The sequence below is a fragment of the Aeribacillus composti genome (assembly GCF_031760945.1).
Lineage (GTDB): Bacteria > Bacillota > Bacilli > Bacillales > Aeribacillaceae > Aeribacillus > Aeribacillus composti.
In genome coordinates this window covers 2,266,042-2,292,944 of the sequence record NZ_CP134501.1, presented here as the reverse complement: position 1 = coordinate 2,292,944, position 26,903 = coordinate 2,266,042, and the positions used below count along the sequence as shown (strand labels likewise).

Annotated in this window: 25 protein-coding genes; 23 read left to right on the top strand and 2 right to left on the bottom strand. The window is 40.8% G+C overall.

Annotated features, from left to right (window positions below; translation table 11 throughout):
* Positions 1-14 precede the first annotated feature (14 nt).
* Genes sat through RI196_RS11020 form a run of 6 tightly spaced genes read left to right on the top strand, consistent with a single transcriptional unit; the run spans position 15 to position 5,213 of the window.
* A complete protein-coding gene (sat, locus tag RI196_RS11045) occupies positions 15-1,157 on the top strand; it encodes a sulfate adenylyltransferase (RefSeq protein ID WP_094246079.1) in 1,143 nt (380 codons plus the stop codon).
* A gap of 12 nt (positions 1,158-1,169) precedes the next feature.
* Positions 1,170-1,766 carry an adenylyl-sulfate kinase gene (gene cysC, locus RI196_RS11040; protein ID WP_066246569.1) on the top strand — a complete coding sequence of 199 codons (597 nt, stop codon included), beginning with the start codon at positions 1,170-1,172 and terminating at the stop codon, positions 1,764-1,766.
* A gap of 23 nt (positions 1,767-1,789) precedes the next feature.
* Positions 1,790-3,415, top strand: coding sequence for a nitrite/sulfite reductase (locus RI196_RS11035; RefSeq protein ID WP_063388462.1), 1,626 nt, complete (start codon positions 1,790-1,792; stop codon positions 3,413-3,415).
* A 13-nt stretch (positions 3,416-3,428) separates the two neighbouring features.
* Positions 3,429-3,635 (top strand): DUF3906 family protein, encoded by a 207-nt coding sequence (locus RI196_RS11030; protein WP_130158136.1) that lies wholly within the window; start codon positions 3,429-3,431, stop codon positions 3,633-3,635.
* 28 nt (positions 3,636-3,663) lie between these two features.
* Positions 3,664-4,443, top strand: coding sequence for a uroporphyrinogen-III C-methyltransferase (gene cobA / locus RI196_RS11025; RefSeq protein WP_066246567.1), 780 nt, complete (start codon positions 3,664-3,666; stop codon positions 4,441-4,443).
* On the top strand, positions 4,440-5,213 hold the full coding sequence (locus tag RI196_RS11020) for a sirohydrochlorin chelatase (RefSeq protein WP_094246077.1): 774 nt from the start codon (positions 4,440-4,442) through the stop codon (positions 5,211-5,213). The genes cobA and RI196_RS11020 overlap by 4 nt, the downstream gene beginning before the upstream one ends.
* A gap of 154 nt (positions 5,214-5,367) precedes the next feature.
* Here RI196_RS11020 and RI196_RS11015 read toward each other — a convergent pair whose 3' ends face one another.
* Positions 5,368-7,074 carry an Rqc2 family fibronectin-binding protein gene (locus RI196_RS11015; RefSeq protein ID WP_063388458.1) on the bottom strand — a complete coding sequence of 569 codons (1,707 nt, stop codon included), beginning with the start codon at positions 7,072-7,074 and terminating at the stop codon, positions 5,368-5,370.
* A gap of 128 nt (positions 7,075-7,202) precedes the next feature.
* On the opposite strand from RI196_RS11015, the gene RI196_RS11010 reads away from it, so the two are divergent.
* The 15 genes from RI196_RS11010 (at position 7,203) to spoVM (ending at position 23,662) form a co-directional block, all read left to right on the top strand.
* Positions 7,203-9,875, top strand: a complete 2,673-nt coding sequence (locus RI196_RS11010) for a calcium-translocating P-type ATPase, SERCA-type (protein ID WP_311067352.1) — start codon at positions 7,203-7,205, stop codon at positions 9,873-9,875.
* A gap of 94 nt (positions 9,876-9,969) precedes the next feature.
* Positions 9,970-10,845, top strand: a complete 876-nt coding sequence (locus tag RI196_RS11005) for a YicC/YloC family endoribonuclease (RefSeq protein WP_063388457.1) — start codon at positions 9,970-9,972, stop codon at positions 10,843-10,845.
* A 22-nt stretch (positions 10,846-10,867) separates the two neighbouring features.
* Positions 10,868-11,131 carry an extracellular matrix/biofilm regulator RemA gene (gene remA / locus RI196_RS11000; protein ID WP_063388456.1) on the top strand — a complete coding sequence of 88 codons (264 nt, stop codon included), beginning with the start codon at positions 10,868-10,870 and terminating at the stop codon, positions 11,129-11,131.
* Between the two features lie 12 nt (positions 11,132-11,143).
* A complete protein-coding gene (gmk, locus tag RI196_RS10995) occupies positions 11,144-11,767 on the top strand; it encodes a guanylate kinase (RefSeq protein ID WP_063388455.1) in 624 nt (207 codons plus the stop codon).
* On the top strand, positions 11,767-11,967 hold the full coding sequence (rpoZ, locus tag RI196_RS10990; protein ID WP_063388646.1) for a DNA-directed RNA polymerase subunit omega: 201 nt from the start codon (positions 11,767-11,769) through the stop codon (positions 11,965-11,967). The genes gmk and rpoZ overlap by 1 nt, the downstream gene beginning before the upstream one ends.
* Before the next feature lie 73 nt (positions 11,968-12,040).
* On the top strand, positions 12,041-13,252 hold the full coding sequence (gene coaBC / locus RI196_RS10985) for a bifunctional phosphopantothenoylcysteine decarboxylase/phosphopantothenate--cysteine ligase CoaBC (protein WP_130158138.1): 1,212 nt from the start codon (positions 12,041-12,043) through the stop codon (positions 13,250-13,252).
* A gap of 3 nt (positions 13,253-13,255) precedes the next feature.
* Positions 13,256-15,667, top strand: a complete 2,412-nt coding sequence (gene priA / locus RI196_RS10980; RefSeq protein WP_144597708.1) for a primosomal protein N' — start codon at positions 13,256-13,258, stop codon at positions 15,665-15,667.
* Positions 15,668-15,744: 77 nt separating this feature from the next.
* On the top strand, positions 15,745-16,680 hold the full coding sequence (fmt, locus tag RI196_RS10975; RefSeq protein ID WP_311066241.1) for a methionyl-tRNA formyltransferase: 936 nt from the start codon (positions 15,745-15,747) through the stop codon (positions 16,678-16,680).
* On the top strand, positions 16,677-18,023 hold the full coding sequence (rsmB, locus tag RI196_RS10970; protein ID WP_066246553.1) for a 16S rRNA (cytosine(967)-C(5))-methyltransferase RsmB: 1,347 nt from the start codon (positions 16,677-16,679) through the stop codon (positions 18,021-18,023). The genes fmt and rsmB overlap by 4 nt, the downstream gene beginning before the upstream one ends.
* On the top strand, positions 18,020-19,084 hold the full coding sequence (gene rlmN / locus RI196_RS10965) for a dual-specificity RNA methyltransferase RlmN (RefSeq protein ID WP_144597706.1): 1,065 nt from the start codon (positions 18,020-18,022) through the stop codon (positions 19,082-19,084). Before rsmB ends, rlmN begins: the two co-directional genes overlap by 4 nt.
* Before the next feature lie 4 nt (positions 19,085-19,088).
* Entirely contained in the window at positions 19,089-19,847 is a 759-nt protein-coding gene (locus RI196_RS10960) for a Stp1/IreP family PP2C-type Ser/Thr phosphatase (RefSeq protein WP_063388449.1), read from the top strand.
* Positions 19,841-21,808 (top strand): Stk1 family PASTA domain-containing Ser/Thr kinase, encoded by a 1,968-nt coding sequence (gene pknB, locus RI196_RS10955; RefSeq protein ID WP_311066240.1) that lies wholly within the window; start codon positions 19,841-19,843, stop codon positions 21,806-21,808. Before RI196_RS10960 ends, pknB begins: the two co-directional genes overlap by 7 nt.
* Positions 21,809-21,826: 18 nt before the next feature.
* Positions 21,827-22,711, top strand: a complete 885-nt coding sequence (gene rsgA / locus RI196_RS10950) for a ribosome small subunit-dependent GTPase A (RefSeq protein WP_311066239.1) — start codon at positions 21,827-21,829, stop codon at positions 22,709-22,711.
* 2 nt (positions 22,712-22,713) lie between these two features.
* Entirely contained in the window at positions 22,714-23,361 is a 648-nt protein-coding gene (gene rpe / locus RI196_RS10945) for a ribulose-phosphate 3-epimerase (RefSeq protein ID WP_063388446.1), read from the top strand.
* Positions 23,362-23,581: 220 nt separating this feature from the next.
* A complete protein-coding gene (gene spoVM / locus RI196_RS10940) occupies positions 23,582-23,662 on the top strand; it encodes a stage V sporulation protein SpoVM (RefSeq protein WP_063388445.1) in 81 nt (26 codons plus the stop codon).
* 681 nt (positions 23,663-24,343) lie between these two features.
* Here the strand turns inward: spoVM and rpmB are convergent.
* Positions 24,344-24,532, bottom strand: coding sequence for a 50S ribosomal protein L28 (gene rpmB / locus RI196_RS10935; RefSeq protein WP_063388444.1), 189 nt, complete (start codon positions 24,530-24,532; stop codon positions 24,344-24,346).
* Between the two features lie 238 nt (positions 24,533-24,770).
* On the opposite strand from rpmB, the gene RI196_RS10930 reads away from it, so the two are divergent.
* Together RI196_RS10930 and fakA are read left to right on the top strand one after the other, a co-directional pair.
* Positions 24,771-25,133 (top strand): Asp23/Gls24 family envelope stress response protein, encoded by a 363-nt coding sequence (locus RI196_RS10930; RefSeq protein ID WP_063388443.1) that lies wholly within the window; start codon positions 24,771-24,773, stop codon positions 25,131-25,133.
* A 17-nt stretch (positions 25,134-25,150) separates the two neighbouring features.
* The gene (gene fakA, locus RI196_RS10925; RefSeq protein WP_066246543.1) at positions 25,151-26,818 is read left to right on the top strand and encodes a fatty acid kinase ATP-binding subunit FakA; all 1,668 of its coding nucleotides are present in this window, start codon (positions 25,151-25,153) and stop codon (positions 26,816-26,818) included.
* Positions 26,819-26,903 lie beyond the last annotated feature (85 nt).

Sequence of the window (26,903 nt, the reverse complement as noted above, 5' to 3'; positions counted from 1 at the left end):
AAGGAGGAGATCAAATGGGGATTGCACCGCACGGAGGAACATTAATCAATCGCTATAATCCAGAATACAATTATTCTCATATTCAAGAAGCAATTGAATTGGATAATATCGGGCTCTCTGACTTAGAGTTAATCGGTATTGGAGCATTTAGTCCATTAACGGGTTTTTTAACTAAAAAAGATTATGATAGTGTTGTCGAAAACATGCGTCTTGCCAATGGTATAGTTTGGAGCATTCCAATTACACTTCCTGTTGAAGAAGAACAAGCTGATCGCATCGACATTGGAGATGAAGTTAAGCTGACATTTAACGGAGAAGTATACGGTGTGATCAAAGTGGAAGATAAATATAAGCCGGATAAACAAAAAGAAGCGGAATATGTTTATCGGACAAAAGATGAAGAGCACCCAGGAGTTGCTAAATTGTATGAGCGTCCACCTGTCTATCTTGGCGGGGATGTCGTGTTAGTAAAGAAAACGGAAAAGCCGTTTCCAAACGAAACATTTGAACCAGCGGAATCTCGAGCCGCTTTTGAACGTTTCGGCTGGAATACAGTCGTAGGGTTTCAAACGAGAAATCCTGTTCACCGGGCGCATGAATACATTCAAAAAACAGCTCTTGAAACCGTAGACGGATTATTTCTGCAGCCGCTTGTCGGCGAAACAAAAAAGGATGATATTCCTGCGGATATTCGCATGGAAAGCTATCGAGTTCTGTTGGAAAATTACTATCCAAAAGATCGTGTTCTGTTAGGAATTTTTCCAGCCGCCATGCGCTATGCCGGACCAAGGGAAGCGATATTCCATGCTATCGTTCGAAAAAATTATGGGTGTACGCATTTCATCGTTGGAAGAGACCATGCAGGGGTTGGAAATTATTATGGAACATATGATGCGCAGAAAATCTTTTTCAACTTTACAAAAGAGGAATTAGACATTACGCCGCTGTTTTTTGAACACAGCTTTTATTGTAAAAAATGCGACGGCATGGCTTCCCATAAAACATGCCCGCATTCTGATGACGACCGTGTCATTTTATCAGGTACAAAAGTAAGGGAAAAACTTCGAAACGGTGAGCCGCTGCCAAACACTTTCAGCCGTCCGGAAGTTGTGGAAGTGCTTGTAAAAGGTCTGCGCCAAGAAGCATTGCAAAAATGAGGTGGAATTAACGTGACAAGCAAAAATATTGTATGGCATCATCATTCCGTCACAAAAGAAGAGCGGAGGAAAAAGTCGGGGCATCACAGCTTTGTTCTATGGTTTACCGGATTGTCCGGTTCCGGCAAATCAACGTTAGCCAATGCATTAAACCAAAAGCTGTTCAATGAAAATATTTCGTCTTACGTACTAGATGGAGACAACGTTCGCCATGGGTTGAACAAAGATTTAGGATTTTCGGAACTGGACCGAAAAGAAAACATTCGGCGCATTGGAGAAGTTGCAAAATTATTTGTAGACAGCGGTCAAGTTGTTTTGACAGCCTTTATTTCTCCATATAAAGAAGATCGGGAGTTAGTAAGAAATTTGCTCGAGCATGATGAGTTCATTGAAATATATGTTAAATGCTCATTATCAGAATGTGAAAAACGAGATCCGAAAGGGCTGTACAAAAAAGCGAGAAACGGTGAAATAAAACATTTTACAGGTATCGACGATCCATATGAAGAGCCTGAAAATCCTGAAATCATTGTTCATTCTGAGGAATGGTCAGTAGAAGAAAGTGTTGAACATATTTTTCAATATTTAAAAAATCGAAAGTTCCTATAATTTTAAACATTGGGGGAGTTGCAATGGCACATGAAAAAGTATGGGCAAACAATGAAAATTTAAATAAATTTGAATTAAAAAAGCTTGAAAAAGACGGATTGGATATTTTGGAAGAAATCGACACCTTTGCGAAAAACGGCTTTGCTTCCATTCCGGAAGAAGATTGGGATTTGCTCAAATGGGCGGGGCTGTATCTTCAACGGCCTAAAAAAGACGGATATTTTATGATGCGGATCAAAGTACCGACGGGAATATTAAACTATGAACAAGTCGTTGCACTCGCAGGGATCTGCAGAGATTTTGGCCGGGATCTATTTGATATTACAACTCGTCAAGCCATCCAATTCCATTGGCTGGAAATCGAGAACATTCCGGAAATATTTAGACGCTTGGATGAAGTAGGTCTAACAACGGTAGGCGCCTGTGGCGACATCGCCCGCAACGTGATTGGAAATCCTCTTGCGGGCATTGACCCGGAGGAGCTTTTGGACACAGAGCCGATTGTGCGAGAAATTCATCAATTTTTCCATAAAAATAGAGATTTTTCCAATTTGCCAAGAAAATATAAAATTTCGATTAGTGCAAGCTACTACAATTCCGGACATGCCGAAATCAATGATTTAGCTTTCATACCAGCTACAAAAGAGATTGACGGAAAGCTTGTGAAAGGCTTTCATGTAAAGGTCGGTGGCGGACTATCATCAAAACCGCATTTGGCCCAACCATTGAACATTTTCGTAACCCCGGATAAAGTGAAGGATGTTGCCATTGCGGTCACAACCATCTTCCGTGATTACGGCTATCGTGAGAAAAGACACCGCGCCCGTCTAAAATTTTTAGTTGCCGATTGGGGTGTAGAAAAATTCCAAGAAAAACTGCTTGAACTGACAGGTCCGCTTCCGGAGAGAGGAAACGATGAAACAAAAGGCTGGAATGCAGGATATTTTTACGGCGTTCATCCGCAAAAGCAAAAAGGCTTGAATTACATCGGCTTTAATGTTCCGCTCGGAAGACTTTATTCTGAGGAAGTGCTGGAGATCGCCAGAATTTCCAAAAAATACGGTAATGGACAAATCCGAACTTGCAATACACAAAATATTGTGATTCCAAACGTTCCGGATGATCAAGTTGAAGCTTTGCTGGCAGAAGAAATTTTTCAAAAGGGCAGAATTACCATCAAGCCGAAATCATTCATTGGTTATGCCGTTTCCTGCACTGGAACGGAATTTTGCAACCTTGCGCTTGTTGAAACGAAACAGCGGATGAAAACAATTGTCGAATATTTGGATCAAGAATTAGAATTGGATGTACCTGTTCGGATGCACATCACAGGCTGCCCGAATTCATGCGGTCAGCGGCAAATCGCGGACATCGGTCTGCAAGGCGTTTTGATGAGAACAAAAGATAAAAAAATGGTCGATGCCTACGAAATTCATGTTGGCGGAACGCTTCTTGACGGCGGTCGTTTTAATGAAAAATTGAAAGGAAAAATTGAGGCAGAGAAGCTTCATTTAGTGTTGAAAGATTTTCTGCAATATTTCAAAGAAACGAAGCTGGCCGGCGAAACCTTTTTAGAATATTATGATCGCGTCGGCATTGAACCTTTGCAGGCGAAGCTCGATGAGATTTTGGAACCTCTCGGAGCTTAAATGGGGTGTCAGCATGTATTTGTATCGCTTTCTTGTAAAAACGAAGGAGAAGGAAATTCCAGTAATCATCGCGGCCGAAAATGATTTGAAAGCATTCGAGCAAGTAGATGTTGAGCTTGAAAAATTTTATTTAAAGGTTCTTGATATTGAAGATGTTACGTTGTACGAAAAGAAAAAAATACGAAAAAGTGCAGGGTTTGTGATTGATGAAGCGACGTGACGCTCTGTACGTAGTGGGGGAGATCAGCGTGGGAAAAGTGTATATTGTCGGAGCAGGCCCAGGAGATCCAGAATTAATCACAATAAAAGCGATGAAGGCGATTCAGAAGGCGGATGTGATTTTATATGACAGGCTTGTCAACAAAGAGCTCCTTGCTTATGCAAAAAAAGAAGCGGATCTCATTTATTGCGGCAAATTGCCAAATTACCATACGATGCGCCAAGAGACGATCAATAAGTTTTTAGTGAAGTATGCCCAGGCAGGCAAAATCGTAACGCGGTTAAAAGGAGGCGACCCCTATCTGTTTGGCAGAGGGGGGGAGGAAGCGGAAGTATTGGTGCAAAAACGAATTCCTTTTGAAGTGATCCCCGGGGTTACGGCTGCTTCCGCCGCTTCCGCCTATGCTGGCATCCCGCTTACGCATCGCAACATCAGCGCTTCGTGTGCATTTATTACCGGACATAGAGCAGGGGATTGGACAATTAAAGAGGAAACGATTCGTTTAATGAAAGCAGCAGACACCGTTGCCGTCTATATGGGTGTGAAAAATATTGCGGAAATCCAAGATATGATTATACGAAGCGGGAAGGATCAAAATACGCCTGTTGCCTTTATTGAATGGGCGACTACGGAAGAACAACGGACAGTAACGACAACCGTGAAGGAAATGGCGAAATCGGCAGAAGAAAATTGTATTTCCAATCCATGCATGATTATTATCGGCGAAGTCGTTCGTTTTCATGACCAGTTGAACTGGTTTGAGAAGCAGATGAGCAACATCGATTTTACAACAGGGGTTTCGTTATGAAAAAAGGGGTTCTGTATATCTTTCACGGCAGTCGGTTGCGAGATTCTAGAGAAGAGGCGATTCATTTTTTCAATGAAGTGAAGGCGAGCCTGCCATACGAGATTCAAGAAATCTCTTTCCTTGAGCTTGCAAAGCCTACCATTGAGGAAGGATTTGCATCCTGTTTCGCAAAAGGAGCTGCTCATATTGCGGTAATCCCAGTGCTGTTACTAGCTGCCGGCCATGCTAAACAAGATATACCAGCTATTCTTTCGACATTGCAGACAAATTATCCGGAAGCAATGATCTCCTATGGCATGCCTTTTGGCGTTGATGAATTGATGCTAGAGGCAGTGGAAGACAGAATTAAACGCGTTTTGAATAGACCGAAAAAGTCTAGAATGATTTTGATCGGTCGAGGAAGCCGGGATGTGGAAATGCAGCAAGATTTTTTAACGATTGGCCGCATGCTTGAAGAGCGATTGGAAGTACCGGTGACGTGCTGCTATTTAACCGCAGCTTCTCCTCTTTTTCAAGATGTTGTTCAATCCGTTCCAAAAATGCCGGAAGAAGAAATAATTTTTGTGCCTTATTTATTGTTTACAGGTCTATTGTTAAAAGGAGTTCAAAAGGAAATCGAGCAATTGCAAAGAGTAACAAATAAAAAGATTATGTTAACTGATCATATCGGAAACCATTCAGCTGTTAAAGAGCTGCTTCGCGTCAGAGTTGAAGAGGCGTTTGCAGCAAGAGCAGAGAATAAATATTTGAAAAAGGAAACCGTGTTATGAATGGTTTCCTTTTTCTCTGTACTGAAATGAGGCGTACATAATTTTTCAAGATTAGAGCTAGTGAAGGCGACATTCCAGATGATCAACGTTGTTAATGGAGTAAGAGTTTCATAAAAGAAGCTTATAAAAGCAGAAGGAGAAGCAGAAAAAACGTCTATTGTTTTTTCAACTTCAGCACGAGCTCTTCATCTGGCGTCACATAGACCGTTTGCTGATTTTCATATATGACAAACCCAGGCTTGGCGCCATTCGGTTTTTTTACATAGCGCACTTTTGTATAATCGACAGGTACGGAGCTTGATTGGCGCGCTTTGCTGAAATAAGCTGCCAGATTCGCTGCCTCTAAAATGGTCTGTTCAGACGGATCTTTTTTCCGGATGACAACATGGGAGCCCGGTATGTCCTTTGTATGAAGCCAAATATCGTCTCTAGCAGCAACCCGGTTCGTCAAGTATTCGTTTTGCTTGTTGTTTTTGCCGACTAATATTTCAGCTCCGTCGCTGGACAGATAAGCTTCTAAAACAGGTTTAGCATTTTTTTTCTTCTGGATGTTCGCTCTTTTTTTCAAATATCCCCCTTCAATCAATTCTTCTCGAATTTCCTCTAAGTCTTTAGGAGAAGCTGTTTCAAGCTGCTGGAGAAGCCGGTCAAAATATTCGATTTCTTGTTCTGCTTTTTCGATTTGCGATTTGACAACTAAAACGGAATTTTTGGCTTTTTGATATTTTTGGAAATAACTTTGGGCGTTTTCAGAAGGAGTTTTCAAAGGATCAAGCGGAATTTTGATCTTTTGTCCATCCTCGTCATAATAGTTGATAACTTCGACTTCTTTATCCCCTTTTTTCACTGCATGCATGTTCGCTGTCAATAGTTCGCCGTAAAGCTGTAGCGTATTTGCTTTTTCAGCCTCTTTGAGCGTGTGTTTTAGCTTTTGGATTTTCGTTTCATTCTTTTTTCGCTCGTTGATGATGAAGCGTTCTAAATCCTGTCCTTGCTGCTTCACTCGATCGCGTTCCGCTTTCGAGTAAAAATATCGGTCTAGCAATTCGCTTATGGTAGAAAATGTTTTCCTTTCTCCTTTTACATGCTCTAAAGGCAAAATATAAAAATATTCTTTATTTAAAGTTTTTGTCATTTGCGGAACAATGCTTCCGCTTTTTATTTGATTTAAAACGGACATAAGCGTTCTGGCAACCGATTCCTTATTGGCGATTCCAGAGCGGTAGACGATTTCTTTTGCCAACAGAGGCGAGATGCCAGCAAATTGGTCGACAATTTGTTTTTCAAATTTTCCTGAAAACAGATCAATTTTTTTCAAAACCGTTTCTTCTGAAGCATGAAAAGGATTCAATTTGCCTTGGTCTGGAGGAAAAACATATGCGTGTCCGGGCAAAACAGAGCGATGGCGATTGACTGCAGCTGATACATGTTTGATGCTGTCAATGATCATCTTCTTTTCTTGATCGACTAAGATGATGTTGCTATGTTTTCCCATGATCTCGACAAATAATTGTTTCCTGGTGATATCCCCTAATTCATTGCGGGATCTCATTTGCAGCATGACGATTCGATCAAGTCCGACCTGGCTGATTTCCTCAATGATGCTTCCTTCCAAATGCTTTCTTAAAACCATACAGAACATCGGCGGTTCTTGCGGATTATCATAGTTGGAGGCTGTAAGATGAATGCGCGCAAAATTGGGATGATTGGATATAAGCAGACGATAATTTTTACCTTTCTGACGAATTTGCAAGATAAGATCGTGCTTAGAAGGCTGATGAATTTTTGTGATTTTTCCGCCTTCAAGCTCTTGTTTCAATTCTCTTTGAACACAATATGTAAAAATGCCGTCAAAAGACATATTTGCTCACCCTTTTTCCATGAAGTCCAAGAAAAAACTTACTAAATTATAACATGTTTTAGGACAAGGCTGAATATGTTGTTCTTAGAGCGTGTATCAAAAGGTGAAAAGGGGTGAAACAGAAATTCATGAAATGGCATGAATTGACAGAACAAGAAGTAATTCAATCATTGAATGTCGATATAAAAAAAGGATTATCAGAAAAAGAAGCAGAAAACCGCAGAAAAAAATTAGGATACAATGAGCTTGCAGAAGGAAAACGGCAATCAAATCTTTTGTTATTTTTCGGCCAGTTTAAAGATTTCATGGTTCTTGTTTTAATTGCGGCAACCGTCATTTCCGGCCTTTTAGGAGAGTATATTGATGCAGTTGCCATTATTGCGATTGTGATTTTGAACGGAGTTCTTGGATTTATTCAAGAGAAAAAGGCAGAGAAGTCTCTTGCTGCATTAAAAGAACTGTCAAGCCCGCAGACTACTGTATTGCGCAGCGGGAAGTGGGTGAAGATCCCTTCGAGAGAAATTGTCGTAGGGGACTGCATTAAATTTAAAAGCGGCGATCGAATCGGAGCTGATGTGCGTCTCATTCAAGTATCAAGCCTTGAAGTCGAGGAGTCGGCACTAACTGGTGAATCCGTCCCTGTTGGAAAACATACACGCCCATTAAAAGGGAATCAAGGATCCGTTGGCGATATGCAAAATATGGCCTTTATGGGCACGCTTGTAACAAGAGGAAGCGGAGTCGGCGTTGTCGTGGCTACAGGCATGAAAACGGCAATGGGGCAAATTGCAGATTTGCTGCAAACCCAGGAGCAGCAATTGACACCGATGCAGAGAAAATTAGAAGAGCTGGGCAAAGTTTTAATTGTTGTAGCTCTTCTCTTGACGGTATTAGTAGCAGGAATCGGAGTCATGCAAGGACATGCTGTTTATGAAATGTTTTTGGCGGGGGTCTCGCTGGCAGTGGCGGCGATTCCTGAAGGCTTGCCGGCGATTGTTACGGTTGCATTGGCATTGGGCGTCCAGCGGATGATCAAGAAAAATTCAATTGTCCGAAAGCTTCCAGCTGTTGAAACACTCGGATGTGCAACCGTCATTTGTTCAGATAAAACAGGAACAATGACTCAAAACCAAATGACTGTGACAGACATTTGGATAAGCAATAAATCATGGAAGGTAACAGGTGCGGGCTATCAGCCTGCTGGGGAGTTTTTTGAAAACGGAAAAAAAATTGATCCGGCTGCTCATAAACCGTTGAAGCAAATGTTAATGTTTGGAATGCTTGCTTCAACATCTGATATTATTGAAACAAATGGAGAATATTCCCTTGATGGCGACCCGACGGAAGGTGCGTTGATCGTGGCTGGCATGAAAGCGGGGCTGGCAAAATCAAAATTATTGAAGCAATTTCATATTATGCGAGAATTTCCTTTTGACTCCGACCGAAAAATGATGTCCGTCATTGTTCAAGATAAAGACGGAAAATGCTTTGCAGTTGCAAAAGGAGCTCCAGATGTTATATTAGAACGTTCGACACATGTTCTTTGGCACGATAGAAAAGAACGTTTAACGGAGCAGCGAAAAAATGACATTCAAAAGGCGATTTTTCATCAGGCAAACGAAGCATTAAGAACGATAGCAGTTGCATACAAACCGCTTCATACAGGATCTCTACCCCAAGCTGAAGCGGAATCTTCTCTTATTTTCATTGGCATACAAGGAATGATTGACCCGCCAAGACCAGAAGTGAAACAAGCGGTGAAGGAATGCGGTGAAGCAGGCATTAAAACTGTCATGATAACAGGCGATCATGTTATTACCGCACAAGCTATCGCAAAAGAACTAGAAATATTGCCGCCTAACGGTAAAGTAATGGACGGATCATCTTTGTCCAAGCTCACGATTGAAGAATTGGAAGAAGTAGTTGATGATATTTACGTATTTGCCAGAGTTTCTCCGGAGCATAAATTGAAAATTGTGAAAGCATTGCAAAACAAAGGACATATCGTTGCAATGACTGGAGACGGCGTAAATGATGCCCCGGCAATCAAAGCGGCAGACATAGGCATTTCGATGGGAATGAGCGGCACCGATGTGGCAAAAGAAGCTTCCTCTCTTATTCTCGTTGATGATAACTTTGCCACCATTAAAGCAGCGATTCAAGAAGGGCGCAATATTTATGACAATATCAGGAAATTTATTCGCTATTTATTGGCATCAAATGTAGGAGAGATACTAGTTATGTTATTTGCCATGATTTTAGCATTGCCACTGCCGCTTGTTCCGATTCAAATTTTGTGGGTGAATCTTGTAACAGATGGCCTGCCGGCTATGGCGCTTGGCCTTGATCCCGCAGAAGAAGATGTGTTAAAAAGAAAGCCTCGCGATCCGAAAGAAGGGATTTTTTCGAGAGGGCTTGGCTGGAAAATTTTATCTCGTGGGTTTTTAATCGGGCTGTCCACACTACTTGTCTTTTACTTCATTTATGAACGGAATACAGAACAGCTTGCCTACGCGCAAACAGCTGCTTTTGCAACACTTGTTTTGTCGCAATTGATTTTAGTGTTTGATTCAAGAACGGAAAGAACGATTTTTGACCGGAATCCTTTTAACAACATTTATTTGCTGCTGGCAGTCTTTTCATCCATAATCTTAATGCTTGTTGTCATTTATTATGAGCCGCTTCAACCGATTTTCCATACAACGCCTATCATGGCTCGAGATTGGCTGTTTATTTTCGTCATGTCCGCTCTGCCGACATTTTTGCTGGCAGGATCAATTTTAACAAGAAAAAAACGATAAGTTATGTTATAATTTTTTCAGGTGATAGATGCTATTCTATGACCTTTCTTTTTTTCTTTTGTTTTGAAGGCGACGAAAGAACGGATGTGGTACAATGGTATTAAGCATGACGGGATTTGGCCGCTCGGTAAAAACGGTGCAGCAGATGCAAATAACAGTTGAGATGAGATCGGTCAATCACCGGTTTTGTGAAATCAGCGTGCGGATGCCTAAAAATTTTTTTTCGCTTGAAGAAAAAATAAAGAAAGCCGTACAATCTTATATAAATCGAGGACGTGTGGAATTGTACATCACGGTCAGCGGAGAGGGTCTTTTTTCCAGAACCCTAAACGTTGACTGGTCCCTTGCCGCTCAATACATAGACGCTTTGAACGAAATGAAACGCCGTTTTCATATAGATGATTCCATTCGTTTCATGCACCTTTTGCATGATGAACATATTTTTGAAATTCAAGAGGTTGCGAATGAAAATGAAGAGCTTGAATGTATGATGTTAGAAGCTGTTCATGAAGCGGCCAATCAACTTCTGGAAATGCGGGCTGCAGAAGGAAGCAAGCTAAAAGAAGACTTGCTGAAGCATTTGGAAGCGTTAGAGCAAATCATAGAACATATTCAATCAAGAGCCAGTATTGTCGCAAGCAACTACAGAGATAAATTGCAAAAGCGTTTATCCGAGTTTATAACAGGGAATATTGATGAGAATAGAATATTGTTGGAAGTGGCAATTTTCGCTGACAAATCGGATATTACGGAAGAATTGACAAGATTAGAAAGCCATTTGAGCCAGTTTCGAAAAACGATCGAAAAAGATGAACCGATAGGGCGGAAGCTTGATTTTATCGTACAAGAGATGAGCCGGGAAGCCAATACGATCGGAGCTAAAGGGAATGATTCGGCCATTTCTGCTTTCGTTGTGGAATTGAAAACTGTTATTGAAAAATTAAAAGAGCAAGTTCAAAATATTGAATAAAGGCTTTTTAGGGGGAAAAATCATGGGAATTAAATTAATTAATATTGGCTTTGGCAACATCGTTTCAGCAAGCCGCATCATTTCCATTGTAAGCCCCGAATCGGCTCCGATAAAGCGGATGATTCAAGATGCAAGAGAACGAGGAATGCTTATTGATGCGACATATGGAAGAAGGACGAGAGCAGTTGTTATAATGGATTCTGACCATATTATATTGTCTGCCGTCCAACCGGAAACAGTTGCTCAAAGGCTTTCCAATAAAGATGAGCTGTCTGATGAAGGGTAGGGTAAATTTGAAATGCAATTAAAGAAAAAAGGTTTGTTAATTGTTTTGTCTGGACCGTCCGGAGTGGGAAAAGGCACTGTTCGCAAAGCGTTGTTTGCACAAAAAGACGTCAATTTTCAATATTCGATCTCAGTGACGACGAGAACCCCACGGGAGGGTGAGAAGGACGGTGTAGATTATTTTTTTAAAACACGCGAACAATTTGAACAGATGATTAAGGAAAACAAACTGCTTGAATGGGCAGAATATGTTGGGAATTATTACGGTACACCCGTTGAATATGTAGAGAAAACACTTGCAGAAGGAAAAGATGTTTTTCTAGAAATTGAAGTTCAAGGGGCTCTTCAAGTTAAAAAGGCATTTCCTGACGGGTTGTTTATATTTTTACTCCCGCCTAGCCTGGAAGAACTGAAAAATCGAATTGTCACGAGAGGAACAGAGTCAGCTGACTTGATCAATAATCGGATGAAAAAAGCAAAAGAAGAAATTGACATGATGGATTATTATGACTATGTTGTTGTTAATGATGAAGTGAATCTTGCCTGTGAAAAAATTAAAGCGATTGTGACTGCTGAACATTGCAGAAGGGAAAGAGTTGCACAAATGTACAAAAAATTTTTGGAGGTTGAGTCTTGATGCTTTATCCATCAATTGATTCCCTATTAAACCGTATCAATTCAAAATATACACTAGTAACTGTAGCAGCAAAAAGAGCGCGGCAAATGCAGCAAAACAATGACCAGCAATTGGAAAACACGGTATCTGTAAAATATGTCGGAAAAGCGCTGGAAGAAATTGATGCAGGGCTGCTTAATTATGAAAAGATTGAGAAATAATAGCTGCTGTCATAACAACCTACTTGATAGGTTGTTATTTTTTTAAAAAGCTGAGAAATAGGAGGAGAACAAAGTGGCACGTCCGAGACGTATTTTATTGTGTGTAACGGGAGGAATAGCGGTTTTCAAGGCTGCAGCTTTGACGAGCAAGCTGACACAGGCGGGTTTTGATGTGAAAGTGATCATGACAGAATCTGCTACGAAATTCGTCACCCCTTTGACGTTTCAAGTACTATCGAGAAATGAAGTGTTTTTAGATACTTTTGATGAAAAAGATGCGAAAGTGATTGCACATATCGATTTAGCCGACTGGGCTGATTTAGTGCTCGTAGCTCCAGCAACTGCCAATATCATTGGGAAACTTGCCTCAGGGATTGCCGATGATATGGTGACAACGACACTGCTGGCGACAACTGCACCGGTTTGGATTGCTCCTGCAATGAATGTACATATGTATGGCCATCCGGCTGTAAAACGCAACATTGAAACGCTTTATCGGGACGGCTATCAGTTTATTGAACCGCAAGAAGGACATCTTGCATGCGGTTACGTTGGCAAAGGCCGCCTGGAAGAGCCGGACAAAATCGTTGAACTCATTCAAAACCATTTTTCCGATCAAACGAAGGTACCTTCCGTCTTGAATCAGAAAACAATTATCATTACTGCGGGGCCGACAAGGGAAAAAATAGATCCTGTCCGGTTTTTCTCCAACCATTCAAGCGGAAAAATGGGCTATGCGATCGCCGAGCAGGCGAAGGAGCTTGGAGCGAGCGTAATTTTAATTTCCGGTCCGACTTCTCTTGCGCCGCCGGCCGGGGTGACATTTGTGCCAGTTGAAAGTGCTGAAGAGATGTATCATGAAGTGATGAACCATTTTGACAAAGCCGACATTGTGATTAAATCTGCCGCAGTTTCTGATTATCGGCCGAAACAAACATTTGATCAAAAAATGAAAAAAAAGGACGGCTCATTAGTCATTGAATTGGAACGTACGGAAGACATTTTAAAAAGACTCGGCGAGAAGAAAGGAACAAAATTGCTGGTAGGATTTGCGGCGGAAACGGAAAATGTTGAACAATATGCGCTGCATAAGCTGAATGAAAAGAACTTGGATTTAATTGTCGCCAACAATGTAAATGAACCAGGAGCAGGATTTCAAAAGGATACAAATATAGTGACGATTTTTCATAGAAACGGAGAAAAGAAGGCGTATCCGCTTATGTCTAAAAAAGAAGTGGCAAATGCAATTTTAAGAGAAATTGAAAAGCTTTTGAAAGGTGAATAGATAATGCGGTATGCAAGCGTTGTTGTGGATGTCCCGGCAAAAGGCACTGACAAGCTATTTGACTACGAAATTCCAAATAAATTCGCTGGCGTAATCCAGCCTGGCATGAGGGTCATCGTTCCTTTCGGCTCCCGCAAGCTTACTGGATTTGTCGTTCAGTTAAAAAATGAAACAGATATTGACAGTGTGAAACCGATCCATTCGCTTTTTGATCCGGAACCGGTATTAAATCATGAACTGTTAGAGCTTGGCGCATGGCTTAGTGAAACGACTCTTTGCTATAAAATCACCGCTTTTCAGGCAATGCTTCCGGCTGCGATGAAAACGAGGTACATAAAAGAAATCAAGCCATCGAGCTCCGCTCAATTGGAGGATTTGCCTGAAGAGATCAGGACTGCTTTCGAAAAAGGAGGGCCGCTTTCATGGGAGGATTTACCTTCATCGCTTGTCGCCGTCGTTCAAAAGGAAATTCGTAATGGGAATTTGCAAATCGATTATCGTGTCGAACAAAAGCAAAAAAAACGGCTTGTGAAATATGTAAAGCCTCTTTTGCCGGTTCGTGAGCTTGAAGAACAGCTTCAGCATTTGCCAGCTCGCGCCCATAAACAGAAAGAGGTTATTCAATTTTTTATTGATCATCCTAATCCGATTTTATTAACGGAGTTGACGAACAGCATACAAGGAGCTTCAATTGCCGTCAAAGCGTTAATTAAAAAAGGTATTTTGACAGAGGAGCAAGTAGAAATTTACAGAGATCCTTATGAGCATAAACAGTTTCCGAGAACGAAGCCTTTACCGTTAACTGACGAACAAAAACGTGCAATGGAGCCGATTTTAGACAAGCTGAATCGACACGAGCACGAAGTATTTTTAATGTATGGGGTCACGGGAAGTGGCAAAACGGAAATTTATTTGCAAGCGATCGAGAAGGTATTGAATGAAGGAAAAGAAGCGATCGTGCTAGTACCTGAAATATCGTTGACTCCTCAAATGGTTCAGCGGTTTAAAAGCAGATTTGGCAGCCAGGTTGCTGTTCTTCATAGCGGGTTGTCCAGCGGGGAAAAGTTCGATGAATGGCGGAAAATTTACCGGAAAGAAGCGAAGCTTGTCGTCGGGGCGAGATCAGCAATTTTTGCCCCGTTTCAAAATATCGGCATCATTATTATTGATGAAGAGCATGAAACTAGCTATAAACAGGAGGAAAGTCCTCGGTATCATGCAAGGGACGTTGCCATTTACAGAGGGAAATATCATCAATGTCCAGTCATTTTAGGAAGCGCCACTCCGACGCTTGAATCATTTGCGAGAGCACAAAAAGGCGTTTATACGTTGTTAACTTTAAAAGAACGCGTCAACCGCCGTCCTCTGCCGGAAGTCCATATTGTCGACATGCGGGAGGAGCTGAGAAACGGCAACCGATCGATGTTTTCAAGAACGTTGTTTGAAAAGCTGACAGATCGCTTGAAGAAAGGAGAGCAATCTGTACTTTTATTAAACAAGCGCGGCTATTCTTCCTTCGTCATGTGCAGAAATTGCGGACATGTCATAGGATGTCCTCATTGCGATATTTCCCTTACTTATCATCGGCATGGGGAAAAGCTAAAATGCCACTATTGCCAATTCGAAACAGCCATGCCGTCGCGATGCCCAGAATGTGGAAGCGAGCATATCCGCTTTTTCGGAACAGGAACTCAGCGTATCGAGGAAGAGCTCAACAGGCTTATCCCGGAAGCGCGTGTCATACGGATGGATGTCGACACGACCAGCCGTAAAGGAATGCATGAAAAGCTTTTAAACGCATTCGGCGAAAAAAAAGCAGACATCCTGCTTGGAACACAAATGATTGCAAAAGGATTGGACTTCCCTGATGTCACATTGGTCGGAGTGCTTTCGGCTGACACGATGCTCCATCTTCCTGATTTCCGGTCTGGAGAAAAAACGTTTCAATTATTAACGCAAGTAAGCGGAAGAGCAGGCCGGCATGAGCTTCCGGGGGAAGTGGTGATTCAAACTTATACGCCTGAGCATTACTCCATTCAATTGGCAAGCTTGCATGATTTTGAAACATTTTATCGACAGGAAATGAAAATGAGAAAATCTTTTGCCTATCCGCCCTATTATTTTCTCATTCTCATTACCGTTTCCCATCCAAATGCGATAAAAGCAGCTGAAGTAACGGAGAAAATTGGACAATATTTAAAGCTTCATTTATCAAATGAGGCGCAGATCCTCGGTCCTGTCAGTTCGCCAATACCGAAGATGAAAGATAGATATCGATTTCAATGCATGATAAAATACAAACGGGAAAAAAACTTGTATAAAACACTGAAATTATTGTTCGAGCATTATGAAGAGGACATGTCGCAAACGGATTTAAAATTGATGATTGATCTAAATCCGTATACCATTCTATAAATTGGTTATGTAAATTGTTAGCATCATATCTAGTTTTTAGATGTCGATGAGTTGGAAACAATAGAAGGGAGATATGTATGGCGAAAATTATATTTATGGGCACGCCTGACTTTGCTGTACCAGTGCTAAATCGAATCGTAAAAGACGGTCATGACGTTTGTGCGGTTGTCACACAGCCAGACCGCCCGAAAGGAAGAAAAAAACAATTGACGCCTCCGCCTGTAAAAGTGGCTGCAGAACAACATAACATTCCAGTGCTTCAACCTGAAAAAATCCGTCACAAAGAAGAAATAGAAAAAATTTTGGCGTTAAAACCCGACTTAATTGTAACGGCTGCTTTTGGTCAAATTTTGCCAAAAGAGATTTTGGACGCACCGAAATATGGCTGTATAAATGTACATGCTTCTCTTTTGCCTGAGCTGCGAGGCGGAGCACCCATTCATTATGCCATCATGCAAGGCAAAAAGAAGACGGGAGTTACGATCATGTATATGGTGGAAAAACTGGATGCCGGAGATATTTTAACACAAGTCGAAGTTCCAATTGATGAAAGGGATACGGTTGCTACATTGCACGACAAATTGAGCGAAGCAGGCGCCAATCTTTTATCACAAACGATACCGAAAATTTTAGAAAACAGTATAACTCCAATTCCGCAAGATGAAACGAAAGCCACATTTGCCTGGAATATTCAAAGGGAACAGGAAAAAATCGATTGGACGAAAAGCGGTGAAGAGGTGTACAACCACATTCGCGGGTTAAATCCTTGGCCAGTTGCCTACACGGTTTTGAACGGAAAGACGATTAAAATTTGGTGGGGAGAAAAAGTGAAGAAAGAACACCAAGCAGAGCCTGGAACAATTGTTTCCGTCGACAAGGACGGTTTCGTTGTTGCAACAGGAAATGACGTTTCCATTAAAATTATTGAGCTTCAGCCGTCCGGAAAGAAAAAAATGAGTTGCGAGCAATTTTTAAGAGGAACGCAAATTGAAATAGGGATGACATTCGAATGAAAAAACGAAATGCAAGAGAACTAGCAATGGATTTACTAGTGGCCATCGAAGAAAAACAAGCATACAGCAACCTGCTGCTAAATACATGGATTGATAAATATAAATTGGAGCAAAAAGATGCTGCTTTATTGACAGAGCTTGTCTACGGAACCATCCAGCGGAAGCTGACTCTTGATTACTATTTATCGCATTTTCTAGAGAAAAAGAAAAAAATTAGCAATTGGGTGATCCAGCTTTTAAGAATATCGCTTTATCAAATGGTGTATTTAGATCGGATTCCTGACCGCGCGGTTCTTTATGAGGCAGTGGAAATCGCCAAAAAGAGAGGACATAAAGGGATTGCGGCTCTAGTAAACGGTGTTTTGCGAAATATACAACGAAAAGGCCTCCCTACCATTAAAGATATACAAGATCCGATTGAGCGTACAGCGGTAAAGACAAGCGCTCCGAAATGGCTTGTCGAACGGCTTGCGAGTCAATACGGGTTTGAGACTGCGGAAAATATATTATCCTCGCAGCTTTTGCATGCTAAACAGACAGCTAGAGTGAACAAGCTGAAAACGACAGTTCCTCAGGCGATCGCTGCTTTGGAAAAAGAAGGAATAAAGGCGGTAAAGGGAAAGCTGGTTGATGAGGCCATCGAAGCTGTAAAAGGAAATTTAGCGAATACGAGCCTCTATCAAAAAGGTTGGTTCACCATTCAAGATGAAAGCTCGATGCTCGTCTCGCTAGCTTTACATGTAAAAGAAGGAGAGCAAATTTTGGATGCATGTGCAGCTCCGGGAGGGAAGTCAACTCATATTGCAGAGCTTTTGAATAATACGGGTAAAGTCGTCTCCCTAGATTTGCACGAGCATAAAATCCAGCTCATCGAAAAACAAGCATCAAGGCTTGGGCTCTTGAATGTAAACGCAAAAGTGCTGGACAGCCGCAACGCCTCGGAGCATTTTCCGCCAAACAGCTTCGACAAAATTTTAGTGGATGCACCGTGCAGCGGATTCGGTGTCATAAGAAAAAAACCGGAAATAAAATATACGAAAACAGAAGAAGATATTCTTTCTTTAACATCAGTGCAAAAAAAGATATTAGCTTCCGTAGCTGATTTGGTGAAGCCTGGAGGTTTGCTTGTTTATAGCACTTGCACAATAGATAAACAAGAAAATGAGGAGATGATAAAATATTTTTTAAAGGAGCATGATGACTTTCAATTGGATGAGACGTTAAAAGATCGAATGCCGGAAAAAGTTCGACAATACGTCGAAAACGGCTTTGTGCAAATTTTGCCGCAATATTTCAATACCGACGGATTTTTTATCGCGGCTTTGAGAAGGAAGGTACAATGATGGACAAGATGCAAGTAAAACCATCTATTTATTCGTTAAAATATTCCGATTTAAAAGAATGGCTTGAACAACAAGGAGAAAAAGGCTTTCGAGCAGCACAAATTTTTGATTGGCTGTATAAAAAACGCGCTGCCTCTTTCGATGAAATGACCAATTTGCCAAAGTCATTGAAGGAAGCATTGGCGGAGCATTTCGATTTGACAACATTGAAAACAATTGTTAAGCAAACGTCAAAAGACGGCACGATGAAATTTTTGTTTGAGCTCCATGACGGCTATTCCATTGAAACGGTGTTAATGAGGCATAATTACGGAAACTCAGTATGTGTGACAACCCAAGTTGGCTGCCGAATCGGGTGCACCTTTTGCGCTTCCACATTAGGTGGATTAAAACGAAATTTATCTGCGGGGGAAATTGTAGCTCAAGTCATAAAAGTGCAGCAAATTTTAGATGAAATCGGCGAACGAGTCAGCCATGTCGTCATAATGGGGATTGGAGAGCCTTTTGACAACTATGAAGAAATGATGTCATTTTTAAAAATCATCAACGACGAAAAAGGATTGAACATTGGCGCCCGCCACATTACTGTTTCAACTAGCGGAATTATCCCTAAAATTTATCAATTTGCTGATGAAAATTTACAAATCAATTTAGCTATTTCCCTCCATGCACCGAATACAGAACTGCGCACAAAGCTAATGCCGATCAATAAAGCTTTTAAGCTTCCTGATTTAATGAAGGCAGTCAAATATTATATTGACAAAACAGGGCGGCGAATTTCATTTGAATACGGACTGTTTGGAGGCGTAAATGATCAAGTGGAGCACGCACTCGAGCTTGCTGAGCTAATAAAAGATTTAAAATGCCACGTGAATTTAATTCCAGTCAACTATGTTCCGGAGCGGAATTATGTTCGCACGAGCAAAAATCAAATTTTTCGATTTGAACGGACATTAAAGGAACAAGGGATTAATGTCACGATCCGAAGAGAACATGGACACGATATTGATGCAGCTTGCGGACAGTTAAGGGCAAAAGAGCGAAAAATAGAGACGAGGTGAATAAATGAAAACCGCTGTTTTTACTGACAAAGGGAAGGTCAGAACCCATAATGAAGACGCCGCAAGTGCCATTCTTAACCGACACGGGCAAATTTTAGCTGTCGTAGCTGACGGAATGGGTGGCCACCTCGCAGGCGATGTCGCAAGCAGAATGACGATCGAGCATTTTGAAAAAAGCTGGAACGAAGCGGAAAAAATGGAACATCCCGAGCAGGCGGAGCGCTGGATAAACGATCATATTGCCGAAGTCAACGAAGAACTTTTGACATATGCGAATGAACATAAGGAATGTAAAGGAATGGGCACGACGTTTGTCGGCGCCATCTGTACTGAAAGCTTTGCTACAATCGCCCACATTGGCGACAGCCGATGCTATTTGTTAAATAAAGCCGGTTTTGCTCAAATTACCGATGATCATTCATTAGTGAATGAGCTTGTGAAATCGGGACAAATTTCAAAAGAGGATGCGAAAGAGCATCCGCGAAAAAACATTTTATTGAAGGCTCTCGGCACAGAACAATCTGTCGATGCAGATATTAAAACAGTCGGCCTAGAAGTAAACGATTATTTGCTTCTTTGTTCTGACGGTTTATCGAATAAAGTGCAGGAACATGAAATGGAATCAATTTTATCATCCGACCAATCACTGGAAGAAAAAGCGAAGGAATTAATACGGCTAGCAAATGAAAACGGCGGCGATGACAATATTTCTGTCATTATTTATAAACATGTCATCGGCCACGAGAGTGATGGAACATGCTGATCGGCAAGCGGATTAGCGGCCGTTATAAAATTTTGAAAGTGATTGGCGGAGGAGGAATGGCAAACGTTTATTTAGCAAGAGACATTATTTTAGAACGCGACGTTGCCATTAAAATTTTACGATTAGATTTTTCAGATGATGATGAGTTTATACGAAGATTTAGGAGAGAGGCACAATCGGCAACAAGCCTTGCCCATCCGAATATCGTCAGCATTTACGATGTCGGCGAAGAAGATAACATTTACTACATCGTGATGGAGTATGTGGAAGGCAAGACGTTAAAGCAGTACATCCAGCAAAATGCACCTTTGCATCCTAGAGAAGCATTAAATTTAATGGAGCAAATCGTATCAGCCATTGCTCACGCACACGAAAATCAAATTGTCCATAGAGATATAAAGCCGCACAATATACTTATTGACAACCTCGGGAACATTAAAGTGACCGATTTTGGGATTGCTATGGCTCTGACATCAACAACCATTACCCACACTAATTCCGTGCTGGGCTCTGTACATTATTTGTCGCCTGAACAAGCGAGAGGTCAGATTGCAACAAAAAAATCTGACATTTATTCGCTCGGCATCGTCCTGTATGAAATGCTGACAGGCAGGCTCCCTTTTGACGGGGAATCGGCCGTATCAATCGCTTTAAAGCATTTGCAATCAGAAGCTCCGTCTCCAAAGAGATGGAACCCTGAGATCCCCCAAAGCGTCGAAAATATTATTTTAAAGGCGATGGCGAAAGACCCTCTTCACCGTTATTCCTCTGCGGAAGAAATGGGAGAAGATATTCGCACTGCCTTTAATACAGACAGATTAGATGAAAAGAAATTTGAAATACCTGATAACGACGAAAAAACGATCACCCATCCGATTGTTTTACATGATATACCTGAAACTGGGGAACAAACAATCATTCATCATGCAAAGGATCGGCAGCCGTCGGGATTAGAAAAGGAACAAAAGCATGAAAATATTGTAAGCCCTAAGAAAAAAAGAAAATGGCTGAAAATGTTATGGATGGCGACAGCTGTAGTCATCATAGCCATCATTTTAGCACTTCTCGTTCTTCCTAAACTAATCCTTCCAAAAGATGTAGAAGTGCCTGATGTGAGAGGGAAAACATATGAGGAAGCTGTCAACCAATTGCTGAAGGAAGGATTTGATGTCAAAGACACGATTTTGTTGGAAAACGATGAAATTGAAGAAGGATATGTCATAAGGACAGAACCAGAAGCAGGAGAAATGGTAGAAGAAGGTTCTTCTATTATCATTTATGAAAGTGCAGGCAAGAAAAAGGTAACGCTTGATAATTATATCGGGAAGGATATCGAGAGAGTAAGGCAGCTCCTTGAAGTAAAAGGATTTTCCAACATTACAGTATTGGAAGAATATAGCGGTGAAGAGGAAGGAACTGTCATTGACCAATCTCCGAGTGAGGGAGCAGAGCTCATTCCTGATGAAGATGAAATTACATTAACCGTGAGCAAAGGACCGAGAAAAATCACGCTTGCAGATTTAACGGGATACACAGAAGAAGCTGTTAAGGACTATGTGGAAAAAGAAGGTTTATCTTTTTCAAAGAAAGAAGAACATTCCGATGAAGTTCCTGCCGGTCAAGTGATTTCCCAATCACCGAGCGCAGGAAAAAAAGTGCTTCCGGGTGAAAAAATAGAAGTGGTTATTTCCTTAGGTCCGGAAGAAAAGCCGGACAAAAAAGTCGTCCGTGAAGTAGAGATCCCGTTTGATCCCGAAATTCACGGCGAAGAAGCGGAAGTGGGTATTTATATCAATGATGCTGAGCATTCTATCGGTGAACCTTATGAAACATTTAAAATATCAAAGCCTACCAAAAAGAAAATTGAGCTGACGATTCAACCTGGTCAATCCGCTTATTATCAAGTTTTGCTGAATAATGAAGTGGTGAAAACTGAAACAGTTCCTTATCCTGAAAATTAATGAAAAAGGAGGTCATGTATGCCAAAAGGCAAAATTGTTAAAGCGTTAAGCGGATTTTATTACGTATTGGCTGAAAATAAGCTTTATCAATGCAGGGGAAGAGGGGTGTTTCGAAAAAATAAAATTTCCCCTCTAGTAGGAGATGAAGTTATTTTTCAGGCGGAAAATGAAAAAGAAGGCTACATTCTAGAAATTTTGCATAGAAAGAATGAATTGATCCGTCCGCCCATTTCAAACATTGATCAAGGGATCTTAGTTTTTTCCGCTGTAAGTCCAGATTTTAGTGCCAAGCTGCTGGATCGCTTTTTGGTGTTAATGGAAGCCAAAAACATTCGCCCGATCATTTGTATTACAAAAATGGACTTAATTGCAGATCATGTAATAGATGAAAAGATTCGTCAGTTTGCCAAAGATTATGAAAAAATTGGCTATCCTGTCTTTTTGATGACTACAAAAGAGCCTGAAACAGTTAAACAGGTCATTCCTTATTTAAAAGACAGCATTTCAGTGATTGCCGGGCAATCTGGAGTTGGCAAATCCTCCATGTTGAACTGCCTGGATCACCGTTTGCAATTGAAGACAGGAGAAATTTCCGATCATTTGGGGAGAGGAAAGCATACAACGAGACATGTAGAGCTCATTTCATTGGGAGGGGGACTAGTCGCCGATACGCCCGGATTTAGTTCGCTGGAGTTTACGGGTATAGAAGCTGATGACTTGCCGAATTGCTTTCCAGAGATAAAAGAATTTAGCATTCAATGTAAATTTCGAGGCTGTCTTCATCAGAAGGAGCCAAAATGCGCCGTTAAAGAAGCGGTTGAAAATGGAGATATTTCCTCCTACAGGTACGAACATTATCTTCAGTTTTTAGAAGAGATAAAAGAAAGAAAGCCGAGGTATTGAACATGGTTAAAATTGCACCTTCGATTTTATCCGCAGATTTTTCTAGGTTGGCAGAAGAAATTATTGATGTGGAAAAAGGAGGAGCGGATTACATTCATGTTGACGTGATGGACGGCCACTTTGTGCCGAATATTACGATCGGTCCGCTCATTGTGCAAGCGATCCGCCCAGTGACCAAGCTGCCGCTTGATGTTCATTTAATGATTGAACAGCCTGATCGTTATATTCCTGCTTTTGTTGAAGCAGGAGCCGACTTGTTGTCCGTTCATGCGGAAGCCTGCCCGCATCTTCATCGAACGATCCATTTAATCAAATCGAATGGAGTGAAAGCAGGTGTTGTTTTAAATCCACATACTCCTGTATCGATGATCGAGCATGTAATAGAAGATGTTGATCTCGTGCTTTTGATGACGGTTAACCCTGGATTTGGCGGACAAGCGTTTATTCCATCAGTCATCAAAAAAATTCAGCAAGTTTCCAGCATCTTGAAAGAAAGAAATTTGCAAGTTGAGATCGAAGTGGACGGCGGCATCAACGCTGAAACAGCCAAATTGTGTGTGGAAGCTGGAGCAAATGTGCTTGTGGCAGGATCAGCCATTTATAATGAAAAAGATCGCAAGCAAGCGATCAAATCTATAAGAGGAATGTGAAAGAACCGTTTATATGCGGTTCTTTTCACATTTAAAGGAAAAAATTTTTCATTTTTACGTCGATTCTTCAATAGATGTCAAGTACTTTTTTATTTTTTTCATGCATAAAGATATTGTAAGAAAAGTTGATGAAGACGTTCTAATTAGTATCTAAAATACGGATGATGAATATGCTACTTATAGACGTTTTTTAGATTTCTCATGGGGAGGGTAAATATAAATGAGATTTTATACAATTAAGCTTCCGAGGTTTTTAGGAGGAATTATACGGGCAATGCTCGGTTCATTTAAGAAAGATTAAAGAAGCACCTATCAAGGTGCTTTCTGCTTGTAGACAAAGCCAAATGGTGTGAACTCTACAAGCTTTTTTTATACCAAATTATATTGTGGGGATTTACCATTCTGTTAGAATGTTCGGCTTCAACTGGAAAAAATAATAGAGGACACCGATTAAGTGCATGTTGCCTTCGTTTTTAGCAAACTTTCAACAAATACAGTAAATGGCAGGGGTTTTTGTCTTCAATACTAAAAAGCTGCCTCATTTTTCTTCCATTTTTTTTTGTGTAAAAAAGAATTTTTTTAATTTAAAGTAGACTTTATGCGGTTGATTTTGTGTATGCCAAAAGGAACACGGATCGGGCTGAAGAAAGGCAAGGCAAACTGTTTGAGAAAGTGGAATGTATTCCGATCGTTAATATGTAGTAAATAACCTATGTAGTTTTTTTAGCAGTTTGAAAAAATTTCATATTAACGTGGATTTTAAAGTTGCAGAATTCGCCTAAAAAGAAGAATGTGCTTGAAGAAATGTGACATTGGGAGTGCTTCAAAAGGTGAATAAAGAGTATTGAAACAAAACGGTCAGAAGTTTGTTAAAGCGCCGATTTTTTAAACGCTTATTTTCGAAATACTTTTGATCAGAAGATATCGGGATTCGCCGATTTCTTCTGATCATAATCCAACCTCTTGTCGTCTAACTTTTGTTTTATACACGCTCAACTTTTCCAGATTTAAGAGCACGTGCAGAAACGTATACACGTTTTGGCTTTCCATTCACAAGAATTCGCACTTTTTGAAGGTTCGCTCCCCATTTGCGTCTTGAAGCGTTCATAGCGTGAGAGCGTGTATTGCCAAAGCTTGTTTTTTTGCCAGTAATCACGCATTTACGAGCCATTTCTATACCTCCTAACTTGCAAGGAAATTGCTATTTTGACAATGTTTCAAGATACTATAATAATGTAACATACACCCTTGATCATTGCAATATAAATTCACCTCACTTTCAAGAATTTACGCTTGACATCATCATGTATTAATGCTCTTATTATGTAGGGAGCCATGACATTTCTTTAAATCCAAATCATCATATAGTAAAATGTTTGTAATGAACGTATGCTAAAGGAGGAACTCGAATGTCCATCGAATTAAAAACGAAATATGGCCAGATCGAAATTTCGAATGATGTAGTCGCACAAGTTGCCGGCGGTGCAGCTGTTGATTGTTACGGAATTGTCGGAATGGCTTCCAAAAATCAAATTAAAGACGGACTCTCAGAAATTTTACGGCGAGAAAATTTCAGCCGTGGAGTGATCGTCCGCCAAGAACAAGAGAGCGTTCATATTGATATGTATATTATTGTCAGCTATGGAACAAAAATATCAGAAGTTGCTCATAATGTTCAAACAAAAGTGAAATATACATTAAATCAAATTCTTGGATTATCTGTCGATTCCATTAACATATATGTGCAAGGGGTTCGTGTAACGAATCCGTAGAGAAGGAGGAAACATTTGTGGCCAATACTTTGCTTGATGGGAAGCGCTTTGCGGAAATGGTGATTCAAGGAGCGAATCATCTATCTAATAATGCGAAAGTGGTGGATGCGTTAAACGTTTTTCCTGTTCCGGATGGGGATACGGGAACAAACATGAATTTATCCATCACAGCTGGAGCAAAAGAAGTACAAAAACATGTTTCATCAAATATCGGTTCTGTAGCTGGAGCATTTGCAAAAGGTCTGTTAATGGGCGCGCGTGGGAATTCTGGGGTTATTTTATCCCAGCTTTTTCGTGGGTTTGCAAAAGCGGTTGAAGGAAAAGAATCGATCAATGCGGATGAATTTGCTAAAGCTTTTCAAGCAGGTGTTGATACTGCCTATAAAGCTGTTATGAAGCCTGTTGAAGGGACCATTTTAACGGTTGCAAAAGATGCTGCGAAAAAAGCTGTTAAAACAGCTAAATCAACCGATGATCTGACAATTGTTATGGAAGAAGTGGTAAAAGAAGCAAAGGAGTCATTAAAGAGAACGCCTGAGCTTCTGCCTGTCCTAAAAGAAGTGGGCGTTGTGGATAGCGGTGGACAAGGACTTGTATTTATTTACGAGGGATTTTTGGCAGAATTAAAGGGAGAGAAAATTTCCGAATCCCCTAAGCTTCCTTCGATGGACAAACTGGTAAGTGCAGAGCATCATAAAAATGCACAAAGTCATATTAATACAGAAGATATTAAATATGGATATTGTACAGAATTTATGGTTCGATTTGAAAAAGAAAAAGAGCCGTTTTCTGAAAAGAAATTTCGCGAAGATTTATCCCGGTTCGGAGATTCGCTTTTAGTAATTGCCGATGATGAACTTGTCAAAGTACATATCCATTCTGAACAGCCTGGCGAGGTATTGACATACGGGCAGCGCTACGGCAGCTTATTGAATATGAAAATTGAAAACATGCGCGAGCAGCATAGTACAATTGTCAATAATCAAACGGAAAATGTATTATCTACTGAACCGGCGGCACCCAAAAATGAAAAGTACGGAATTATCGCGGTTGCCATGGGCTCGGGAATTTCCGACCTTTTTACATCAATTGGTGCAACAAAAATTATTGAAGGCGGCCAGACGATGAATCCAAGTACTGAAGATTTTGTAAAGGCTGTCGAACAGTTGAACGCAGAGAATATTATTATTTTGCCGAACAATTCCAATATCATTATGGCAGCCAATCAAGCAGCACAAATAACTGATAAAAATATAAGAGTCATTGAAACGAAAAGCGTTCCTCAAGGATTATCCGCCCTGCTGGCTTTCAATCCTGAACTCGGTTTAGAGGAAAACGTAAAGGCGATGGAGGAAGCAAGCAGGAATGTGAAAACAGGACAAGTCACATATGCTGTAAGGGATACAAGTATTGACGGACTTGCGATAGAAAAAGGAGACTTCATGGGGATTTACGAGAAAACCATCGTCGCAAAAGATAAAAGCAAGCTTGAAGCTGCCAAAAAATTGTTGGATCAAATGATCGATGAAGAGGATGAAATATTGACGATTCTCCAAGGAGAAGATGCATCCGAAAACGAAGTAGACCAATTAGTCCAACATGTTGAAAATCATTATGAACATATCGAAATTGAGGTTCATAATGGAAATCAGCCATTATATTCTTATATTTTTTCAGTTGAGTAGAGCAGGAGGGCTTCGGCCTTCCTCTTTTTATTTCACGGTTTAAGTATTTTTGGTAAACTAAATATCGATATTTCAAACGGTTTTA

Bases quoted from the DNA above. Each gene is read 5' to 3' on its own strand.
- sat (WP_094246079.1), top strand. From the start codon at position 15: ATGGGGATTGCACCGCACGGAGGAACATTAATCAATCGCTATAATCCA.
- RI196_RS11035 (WP_063388462.1), top strand. From the start codon at position 1,790: ATGGCACATGAAAAAGTATGGGCAAACAATGAAAATTTAAATAAATTT.
- RI196_RS11030 (WP_130158136.1), top strand. From the start codon at position 3,429: ATGTATTTGTATCGCTTTCTTGTAAAAACGAAGGAGAAGGAAATTCCA.
- RI196_RS11020 (WP_094246077.1), top strand. From the start codon at position 4,440: ATGAAAAAAGGGGTTCTGTATATCTTTCACGGCAGTCGGTTGCGAGAT.
- RI196_RS11015 (WP_063388458.1), bottom strand. From the start codon at position 7,074: ATGTCTTTTGACGGCATTTTTACATATTGTGTTCAAAGAGAATTGAAA.
- RI196_RS11010 (WP_311067352.1), top strand. From the start codon at position 7,203: ATGAAATGGCATGAATTGACAGAACAAGAAGTAATTCAATCATTGAAT.
- RI196_RS11005 (WP_063388457.1), top strand. From the start codon at position 9,970: ATGGTATTAAGCATGACGGGATTTGGCCGCTCGGTAAAAACGGTGCAG.
- remA (WP_063388456.1), top strand. From the start codon at position 10,868: ATGGGAATTAAATTAATTAATATTGGCTTTGGCAACATCGTTTCAGCA.
- gmk (WP_063388455.1), top strand. From the start codon at position 11,144: ATGCAATTAAAGAAAAAAGGTTTGTTAATTGTTTTGTCTGGACCGTCC.
- rpoZ (WP_063388646.1), top strand. From the start codon at position 11,767: ATGCTTTATCCATCAATTGATTCCCTATTAAACCGTATCAATTCAAAA.
- priA (WP_144597708.1), top strand. From the start codon at position 13,256: ATGCGGTATGCAAGCGTTGTTGTGGATGTCCCGGCAAAAGGCACTGAC.
- fmt (WP_311066241.1), top strand. From the start codon at position 15,745: ATGGCGAAAATTATATTTATGGGCACGCCTGACTTTGCTGTACCAGTG.
- rsmB (WP_066246553.1), top strand. From the start codon at position 16,677: ATGAAAAAACGAAATGCAAGAGAACTAGCAATGGATTTACTAGTGGCC.
- rlmN (WP_144597706.1), top strand. From the start codon at position 18,020: ATGATGGACAAGATGCAAGTAAAACCATCTATTTATTCGTTAAAATAT.
- RI196_RS10960 (WP_063388449.1), top strand. From the start codon at position 19,089: ATGAAAACCGCTGTTTTTACTGACAAAGGGAAGGTCAGAACCCATAAT.
- pknB (WP_311066240.1), top strand. From the start codon at position 19,841: ATGCTGATCGGCAAGCGGATTAGCGGCCGTTATAAAATTTTGAAAGTG.
- rsgA (WP_311066239.1), top strand. From the start codon at position 21,827: ATGCCAAAAGGCAAAATTGTTAAAGCGTTAAGCGGATTTTATTACGTA.
- rpe (WP_063388446.1), top strand. From the start codon at position 22,714: ATGGTTAAAATTGCACCTTCGATTTTATCCGCAGATTTTTCTAGGTTG.
- spoVM (WP_063388445.1), top strand. From the start codon at position 23,582: ATGAGATTTTATACAATTAAGCTTCCGAGGTTTTTAGGAGGAATTATA.
- rpmB (WP_063388444.1), bottom strand. From the start codon at position 24,532: ATGGCTCGTAAATGCGTGATTACTGGCAAAAAAACAAGCTTTGGCAAT.
- RI196_RS10930 (WP_063388443.1), top strand. From the start codon at position 24,771: ATGTCCATCGAATTAAAAACGAAATATGGCCAGATCGAAATTTCGAAT.